At 69.5% G+C, this 6,517-nt stretch carries 9 protein-coding genes; all 9 read right to left on the minus strand.

Going from position 1 to position 6,517, the window contains the following annotated elements:
• Positions 1-192: 192 nt before the first annotated feature.
• Entirely contained in the window at positions 193-657 is a 465-nt protein-coding gene (locus I0Q12_RS21460) for a rhodanese-like domain-containing protein (protein WP_197254520.1), read from the minus strand.
• A gap of 93 nt (positions 658-750) precedes the next feature.
• Positions 751-1,587 carry a type III pantothenate kinase gene (locus I0Q12_RS21465; protein ID WP_197254521.1) on the minus strand — a complete coding sequence of 279 codons (837 nt, stop codon included), beginning with the start codon at positions 1,585-1,587 and terminating at the stop codon, positions 751-753.
• A 2-nt stretch (positions 1,588-1,589) separates the two neighbouring features.
• On the minus strand, positions 1,590-2,027 hold the full coding sequence (gene panD, locus I0Q12_RS21470; RefSeq protein ID WP_197254523.1) for an aspartate 1-decarboxylase: 438 nt from the start codon (positions 2,025-2,027) through the stop codon (positions 1,590-1,592).
• Between the two features lie 37 nt (positions 2,028-2,064).
• A complete protein-coding gene (gene panC / locus I0Q12_RS21475; protein ID WP_231611167.1) occupies positions 2,065-3,009 on the minus strand; it encodes a pantoate--beta-alanine ligase in 945 nt (314 codons plus the stop codon).
• Complete coding sequence (locus tag I0Q12_RS21480; protein WP_197254525.1) at positions 2,993-3,928, minus strand: Rossmann-like and DUF2520 domain-containing protein; 936 nt, start codon at positions 3,926-3,928, stop codon at positions 2,993-2,995. Before I0Q12_RS21480 ends, panC begins: the two co-directional genes overlap by 17 nt.
• A 169-nt stretch (positions 3,929-4,097) precedes the next feature.
• Positions 4,098-5,006 carry a DUF6779 domain-containing protein gene (locus I0Q12_RS21485; protein ID WP_197254527.1) on the minus strand — a complete coding sequence of 303 codons (909 nt, stop codon included), beginning with the start codon at positions 5,004-5,006 and terminating at the stop codon, positions 4,098-4,100.
• Positions 5,007-5,060: 54 nt separating this feature from the next.
• Positions 5,061-5,528 (minus strand): DUF3180 domain-containing protein, encoded by a 468-nt coding sequence (locus tag I0Q12_RS21490; protein WP_197254528.1) that lies wholly within the window; start codon positions 5,526-5,528, stop codon positions 5,061-5,063.
• Complete coding sequence (folK, locus tag I0Q12_RS21495) at positions 5,522-6,085, minus strand: 2-amino-4-hydroxy-6-hydroxymethyldihydropteridine diphosphokinase (protein WP_197254529.1); 564 nt, start codon at positions 6,083-6,085, stop codon at positions 5,522-5,524. The genes I0Q12_RS21490 and folK overlap by 7 nt, the downstream gene beginning before the upstream one ends.
• Positions 6,082-6,447, minus strand: coding sequence for a dihydroneopterin aldolase (gene folB / locus I0Q12_RS21500; RefSeq protein ID WP_197254530.1), 366 nt, complete (start codon positions 6,445-6,447; stop codon positions 6,082-6,084). Before folB ends, folK begins: the two co-directional genes overlap by 4 nt.
• Positions 6,448-6,517 lie beyond the last annotated feature (70 nt).

Consider the following 6,517-nt stretch of genomic DNA (forward strand, 5'->3'; position numbering starts at 1 on the left):
CGGGATACGCGTCCTTGCCCTGCGCCAGGAGTCGTTCGCGCTTCTCGCGGCGGACCCGGATCTGCTCGGGGGTGTCGTCGGGCTGCTGAACGCTGGCATCACTCACGGGTAACCAGACTATCGGAACCCGCAGGCACGAATTCGCAGACCTCCTCGGAGGAACCCGAGGTCAGTGCCCGAAGAGAGAAGCGGTCAGTGAGCGGTGACGCGCGCCACGTCCTCCGCGATGTGCTGCGCGCGAGTGACAGCGTCGACCAGACCGGCCGTCTTGATCGCGGCGTACCCACCGACGAGGCCGGTCGCGCGGCGCAATCCGATCTCCTGCAGGGACGCGACCGCGCGGTGTGCGGCGGGTCCGTCCGCGGAAACGACGACCCATTCGACGTCGTGGTCGACGGCGAGCGCCAGGCTCTCGGCTCCGGCGGCCGGGTCGAGACGCCGGGTCAGAAGCGCGGCGTCGATCGCGAGTGCACCCGGAAGCGTGCCCTGAACGGTGCGCTCGGCCGAGGTGCGGATGTCGACGACGACGGCGCCGCGGGCAACAGCGGCGGCGAGCTCCGTGGGGTAGGTCCGCTCGGTGGTCAGCGGCAGAAAGCCGACGGAATCCGAAGCGGGGGAAGCGATGAAAGGTGCAGAAACAGCAAGCGCAGCGCGCATGAGAAAACTCCCAGGAATGTGTTATCGGTCGAGGCGGACGTCAGCCTCGACAACACTCCTGGGCGTTCATGCAGCGGATCACGGCGACCATTCTTACACAGATTCGCGAGTGGGGGAACCCGTAGAACCGTGACGTGCGGAACGCCGGGCCTGGTTCCGCTCGAACACCAGGCGCAATCCCTCGAGCGTCAGATCCGGCTCGTGATGCTCGATCGACGTCGCCTCCGGCATGATCAGCGGCGCGCAGTCACCCGTGCCGATCACCGCGACGACGTCGCGGTCGAATCCGGGAACCTCGGCGCGCACGCGGCGCACGAGACCGTCGACCATGCCCGCGAATCCGAAAACCGCGCCGGACTGCATGCATTCGACGGTGTTCTTCCCGACCACCCCGCGCGGTCGCGCGAGTTCGACCTTCCGCAGCGCCGCACCCTGCGACGCGAGCGCGTCCATCGAGATCTCGACACCGGGCGCGATTGCACCGCCGAGGAACTCACCCTTGCCGGAAACCACGTCGACGCACGTGGACGTACCGAAATCGACGACGATGCACGGACCACCGTAGAAGTGGTGCGCGGCAAGGCTGTTGACGATCCGGTCGGCGCCGACCTCCTTGGGGTTGTCGACGAGCAGCGGCACACCGGTGCGCACACCGGGTTCGACGACCACGTGCGGCACCTCCGCCCAGTACCGGCCGAGCATGCCGCGCAGTTCGCGGAGTACCGACGGCACGGTCGACAGCGCGGACACCGCGGTGACCCGGTCGACGTCCTCACCCAGCAACCCGCGGAACAGCAACGCGAGCTCGTCCCCCGTCATCCGGGGGTCGGTGCGAACTCGCCAGTCCTGCAGCAGTTTTGCGTGCGAACCGCTGCCGGTGAACAGACCCAGAACGATATTGGTGTTCCGGACGTCGACGGCGAGCAGCACCGTTACACCAACGAACCGGAGTCGAGGGTGGCGAGCATGCGCGGGGTGATCAGGCCCGAGCCCTCCGGGGCGTGCGCCGGATCGCTGCCCAGCTCCACCTGGCGGTTGTCGGCGTCGACGAACACCACGCGCGGAGCGTAGTCCTTGCACTCCTGCTCGTTCATCACTCCGTAGGCGATGAGGATGACCAGGTCGCCGGGGCTCACCAGACGTGCTGCGGCACCGTTGATCCCGATGATCCCGGACCCGCGCTCGCCCGCGATGACGTACGTCTCGAGACGATTGCCGTTGTCGATGTCGACGATGCAGACCTGCTCGCCCTCGAGCAGATCGGCGGCATCCATCAGGTCCTGGTCGACGGTCACCGAACCCACGTAGTGCAGGTCCGCGTGAGTAACCGTGGCGCGGTGGATCTTCGACTTCATCATGGTGCGAAACATGTATTGCCTCAGCTCTTGTCGTTCTGGTTCTGCTCGTTCAGCGATTCAGGAGGTCGTCGACGGCCGGGTCGACCGGTCCGGTCGCCCGTTCCAGGAAGCCGGTGCCGATCGCGACACCGACGTTGTCGATGAGCCGGGTGGTCCCGACCCGCGCGGCCACCAGCAGACGGCCGTCGCCACGCTCGGGCGGCTCCCCGAGATCGGCACCGCGCAACTCGAGGTAGTCGAGCTCGATCTCCGGCGCGGACGCGAGCACCTCGCGGGCGGCCGTGAGGATCGCCTCGGCGCCACCGGCCGCCGCGTGCGCCCCCGCGACGAGCGCGGCGGACAGCACGGTCGCGGTCTGCCGCTGCGTCTCGTCGAGGTAGCGGTTGCGCGACGACAGGGCCAGCCCGTCCTGTTCCCGCACCGTCGGTACACCGACGATGCGGACGTCGAAGTTCAGATCGGCGACCATCTGCCGGATCAGCGCGAGCTGCTGATAGTCCTTCTCACCGAAGTACGCGGTGTTCGGCGCGACGATCTGCAGCAGCTTCGCCACCACCGTGAGCATGCCCGCGAAGTGCGTGGGCCGGCTGCCGCCCTCGAGTTCCGCACCGAGCGGACCCGGGTGGATCATCGTGCGACGCCCCTCCGGGTACATCGCCGACACGGTCGGCACGAACGCCAGCTCGACCCCGGCCTCGCGCAGCAACGCGAGATCCGCGTCGAGGGTGCGGGGGTAGGCGTCGAGGTCCTCGTTCTCACCGAACTGGAGCGGATTGACGAAGATCGAGACGACCACGACGGCGCCGGTCAGCTTGGCCTGACGCACCAGTTCCAGATGACCGGAGTGCAGCGCACCCATGGTCGGCACCAGCGCGACCGTCCGTCCGACGCCGCGCAGCGCCTTGGTCACCTTCGTCAAGGCAGCGGGATCGTGATGCACGGTCAGTTCACCGCGCACGTACCCGCCCCGTCCCGTTTCACTCACCGTGATCATTCCCTTCGAGGAGCTCGATCAGCTCCGGTTTCGAGCCTGCACGCTGCGCCGACCGCAGCGACAGTGCCCGGTAGCCCGCGGCGATGCGCGGATCCACCTCGTCGAGCACCTGCAGATGCGTGGCGACCGCCGCGACGTCACCGCGCGCGACCGGGCCGGTCAACGCCGACGGACCGCGACGCAACGCGTTGTCGAGAGCGGCGACGAGCAGCGGCTGCAGCACCCGTTCGGCGACCCCGCCGGGATCGTCGTCGACGAGCTGCTGGCCGAGCAGTTCCTGGCCCTCGAGCGCGACGCGCAGTGCCGCGACGGCGTCGACGACGAGGGTGACGAGGTGGTTGCTGCCGTGGGCCAGCGCCGCGTGGTAGAGCGGGCGCAGGTCCTCGCGTACCCGGACCGGTTCCCCGCCGATCTCGAGGACCAGGGACTGCGCGATCGCGTAGCCGATGTCGTCGGCGGCGGTGATCCCGAAGCACGCGGAGGACAGCCGGGCCGTGTCCTCGTCGTGGCCGGTGAACGTCATGGCCGGGTGGATCGCGAGCGGCACCACACCCTGCTCGGTGAGCGGTGCCAGCACCCCGATGCCGTTGGCTCCCGAGGTGTGGGCGACGATCGTGCCCCGCGGTACCGCTCCGGTCGCGGCGAGGCCCGTGACGAGCTCGGCCAGTTCGGAGTCGGGAACAGCGAGAATCAGCAGGTTGCAGCGGCCCGCGACGACGTCGACGGGCAGGATCTCGGAATCGGGCAGGCGGGTCCGGGCCCGATGCTTGGACGCTTCGGACACGGCAGAACAGGCCACGACCACGTGGCCGACCTTCTCGAGTGCCGCGCCGATCGCGGTGCCCACACGACCGGCGGAGACGATTCCGACGGTGAGGCGTGCGGGGGCAGGCGCGTTTGTGATCCCGAAGGAATTCACGGGAGTCCTCTCGTTCGTTCCAGTCCCGCTCGGCGGGTACCAGACGTTCTGCCCGACAATAGCGCGGCGCGATCTGCGTCGGCCACGGGTGCCGGGCGTGATCTACGCCTCACCGCAAGGGCGGGCGACCCCCGGAGAGACTCCCGGTCGGGGTCGAAAAGGTCCCCGATCAGCGCTCCGTGGACAGCGACGCGAGGATCTCGGCGACGCTGCGGCCCTGCTGCGCGCTCTCCTCACCGGCCGCCTCGGCCCGGAGCCGGCGGGCTCGACGCCCGTTCGGAGGTGCGTCCGGCAGGACGACGGCGGACTCACCGGGCGCTTCGTGCAGGCCTTCGGGAGCGGGCGCGTCCGGACGGGAATCCGGATCCTTCCCGGATCCCTTCTCCTGCCCGGACGGCGCGACCCGCGGCTTCGGCGCTCCGGTCGGCTTCGGCGCTCCGGTCGGCTTCGGCGTTCCGGTCGGCTTGGGCGGTTCGGCCGTGTGCGGCGGGTCGGCCGGATCCGACGTCACCGCGGTCGTCTCCGCAGTGAGCGGTTCGTCGTCCGGGGATGCGAACGCCGGACCCGCCGGCCGCGGGGCACTGACCTGTGACGAATTCGGGCGCGTCCCGATCTCCTGAACAGGCTTCACGACGGCGTTCAGCGCGGTGCGGTCCTCCGGCATGCGTCCGTCGAACAGCATCTCGAGGTTGCGGCGCAGCGCGGCGAGTTCGGCACGCAGCTGGGCCATTTCGTCGGCCTCGACCTTCATCTGCGAACGGACCTTCTGCTCCACGGTCAGTTCGTATTCGCGCCGCGCCGAGATCTCCCGCTCGAGCTGCAGTTCGTAGACGGTCTTGAGATCCTCGACCTTGGCCTTCTCGAGGGCGGATTCGCGACGGTATTTCGTCATCGCGATCGCCCCGATCGTCGCGGCCCACAGTGCGACGACGATGCCGACGCGCAGCAGCTGAACGCTCTGACTGAAGACCAGGAACAGCGACGCCACCATGGCGAGGGCGAGGAGCGCCGCGACGATCATCGAACTCGCGCTGCGCCATTGCCGACGTTCGTTCCTGTCCCGGCCCGAGCTGCCCATGCGGACAAGGGTACTGGTCCCGGGCGCGATCCCCGAGACTCGATGGCGGGGATCTCAGGTCGCGGGCTCGCCGGGGTCCTCGGGCGTCTTGCAGCAGTGCTCGAGCCACAGGGCCGCCGCGACGAGCAGGACGGCGCCGATCGCTCCGACCACCACGCCGGCGGTGTCCTCGGAGGCGGCCTGGAGGAACGACCGCTGCGGCAGCAGGTACAGCAGGAAACCCACCCAGACCCCGAAGGCCGCGGAACCGACGAGCGCGGACGCCTTCGCGAGCGCGACCGCGCGGGCCGCCGTGATCGGATGCAGCTGGCGCGGCCCGTCGCCGATCTCCCGCTTGCCGACGCGCGAGCGGATCATGAAGGCCAGCACCACTTCGAGCACTGCCACCGGGTACAGCGAGGCACCCGCGTAGACGGGAATCGGCGGCAGCGATCCGTACAGGACGCGGACCAGCAACCACGACACGACCGCGGCGAGCAGCGCCAAGGCCAGCAGGTCGCGGATACGTGTCGCTTTCAGCACCGGCGCTCCCCCTCGTCGGGTTCCCGGTCTTCGTCGGGTTCCCGGTCTTCGGGGTGAAAGCCGAGCCGGAGATCCGTGCGGTGCACCCCGGCGCGTTCGGCGTCGTCGAGGTCGGCGAGCCAGTCCGTCAGCAGCCTGCGTTCACCGTCGACGGTGAGCGTGCCGTCCGGTGCGACGTCGAGCCACGGCACCAGTACGAACGCGCGCTGATGCGCCCGCGGATGCGGCAACGTCAGTTCCGGGTCGTCGCTGACGATCTCGTCGCACGTCACCACGTCGACGTCGAGACTGCGCGGCCCCCACCGCTGCACCCGCACCCGGTCGGCGGCGGCTTCGAGTTGCTGTCCGAGACGCAACCAGCCCCGACTGTCGAGCGCCGGGTCGTCGGCGACCACGACGGCGTTGAGAAAATCCTGCTGGTCGACTCCACCCCACGGTGCCGTCGTGTACACGGGTGAGACCGCGACGATCCGATCGCCCAGCGCCTCGGTGACCGAGCGCAGATGCGCGAGCCGATCCCCCAGGTTCGACCCGATGGACAGCACCGCCCGGCTCATGGCTGCCGCGTCCGATCGACAACGACCGCGACGTCCCCGAACGTCAGCGGGATGGGGGCGGACGGCTTGTGCACGGTGACCTCGACCCGCTCGACCCGCGGGTCGGTGAGCACGTCGTCGGCGATCTCCCCCGCCACCGTCTCGATCAGGTCCCGGGACGGGCCGGCGACGATCGCGGCGGCGCGTTCGGCGAGGATCCCGTAGTGGAGCGTGTCTTCGAGGGCGTCGCTCGCCGCGGCGGGCGCGAGGTCGGTCCAGACGACGATGTCGATCAGGAAGTCCTGACCGTCGCGCTTCTCGTGCTCGAACACTCCGTGGTTGCCGCGCACCCGCAGGCCGCGCAGTTCGATCCGATCGCTCATTCCGCCTCTCCTGCCGCACTACCCCGCTGCCAGGCCCCTGCGACCGCGTGCACGACGTGCGGTCGTCGCT

The organism is Rhodococcus sp. CX (assembly GCF_015865005.1).
Taxonomy (GTDB): domain Bacteria; phylum Actinomycetota; class Actinomycetes; order Mycobacteriales; family Mycobacteriaceae; genus Rhodococcus.

Excerpts from the sequence above, each read along its gene's own strand:
- folB (WP_197254530.1), bottom strand. The coding sequence starts at position 6,447 with ATGAGCGATCGGATCGAACTGCGCGGCCTGCGGGTGCGCGGCAACCAC.
- I0Q12_RS21460 (WP_197254520.1), bottom strand. The coding sequence starts at position 657 with ATGCGCGCTGCGCTTGCTGTTTCTGCACCTTTCATCGCTTCCCCCGCT.
- folK (WP_197254529.1), bottom strand. The coding sequence starts at position 6,085 with ATGAGCCGGGCGGTGCTGTCCATCGGGTCGAACCTGGGGGATCGGCTC.
- panD (WP_197254523.1), bottom strand. The coding sequence starts at position 2,027 with ATGTTTCGCACCATGATGAAGTCGAAGATCCACCGCGCCACGGTTACT.
- I0Q12_RS21485 (WP_197254527.1), bottom strand. The coding sequence starts at position 5,006 with ATGGGCAGCTCGGGCCGGGACAGGAACGAACGTCGGCAATGGCGCAGC.
- panC (WP_231611167.1), bottom strand. The coding sequence starts at position 3,009 with ATGATCACGGTGAGTGAAACGGGACGGGGCGGGTACGTGCGCGGTGAA.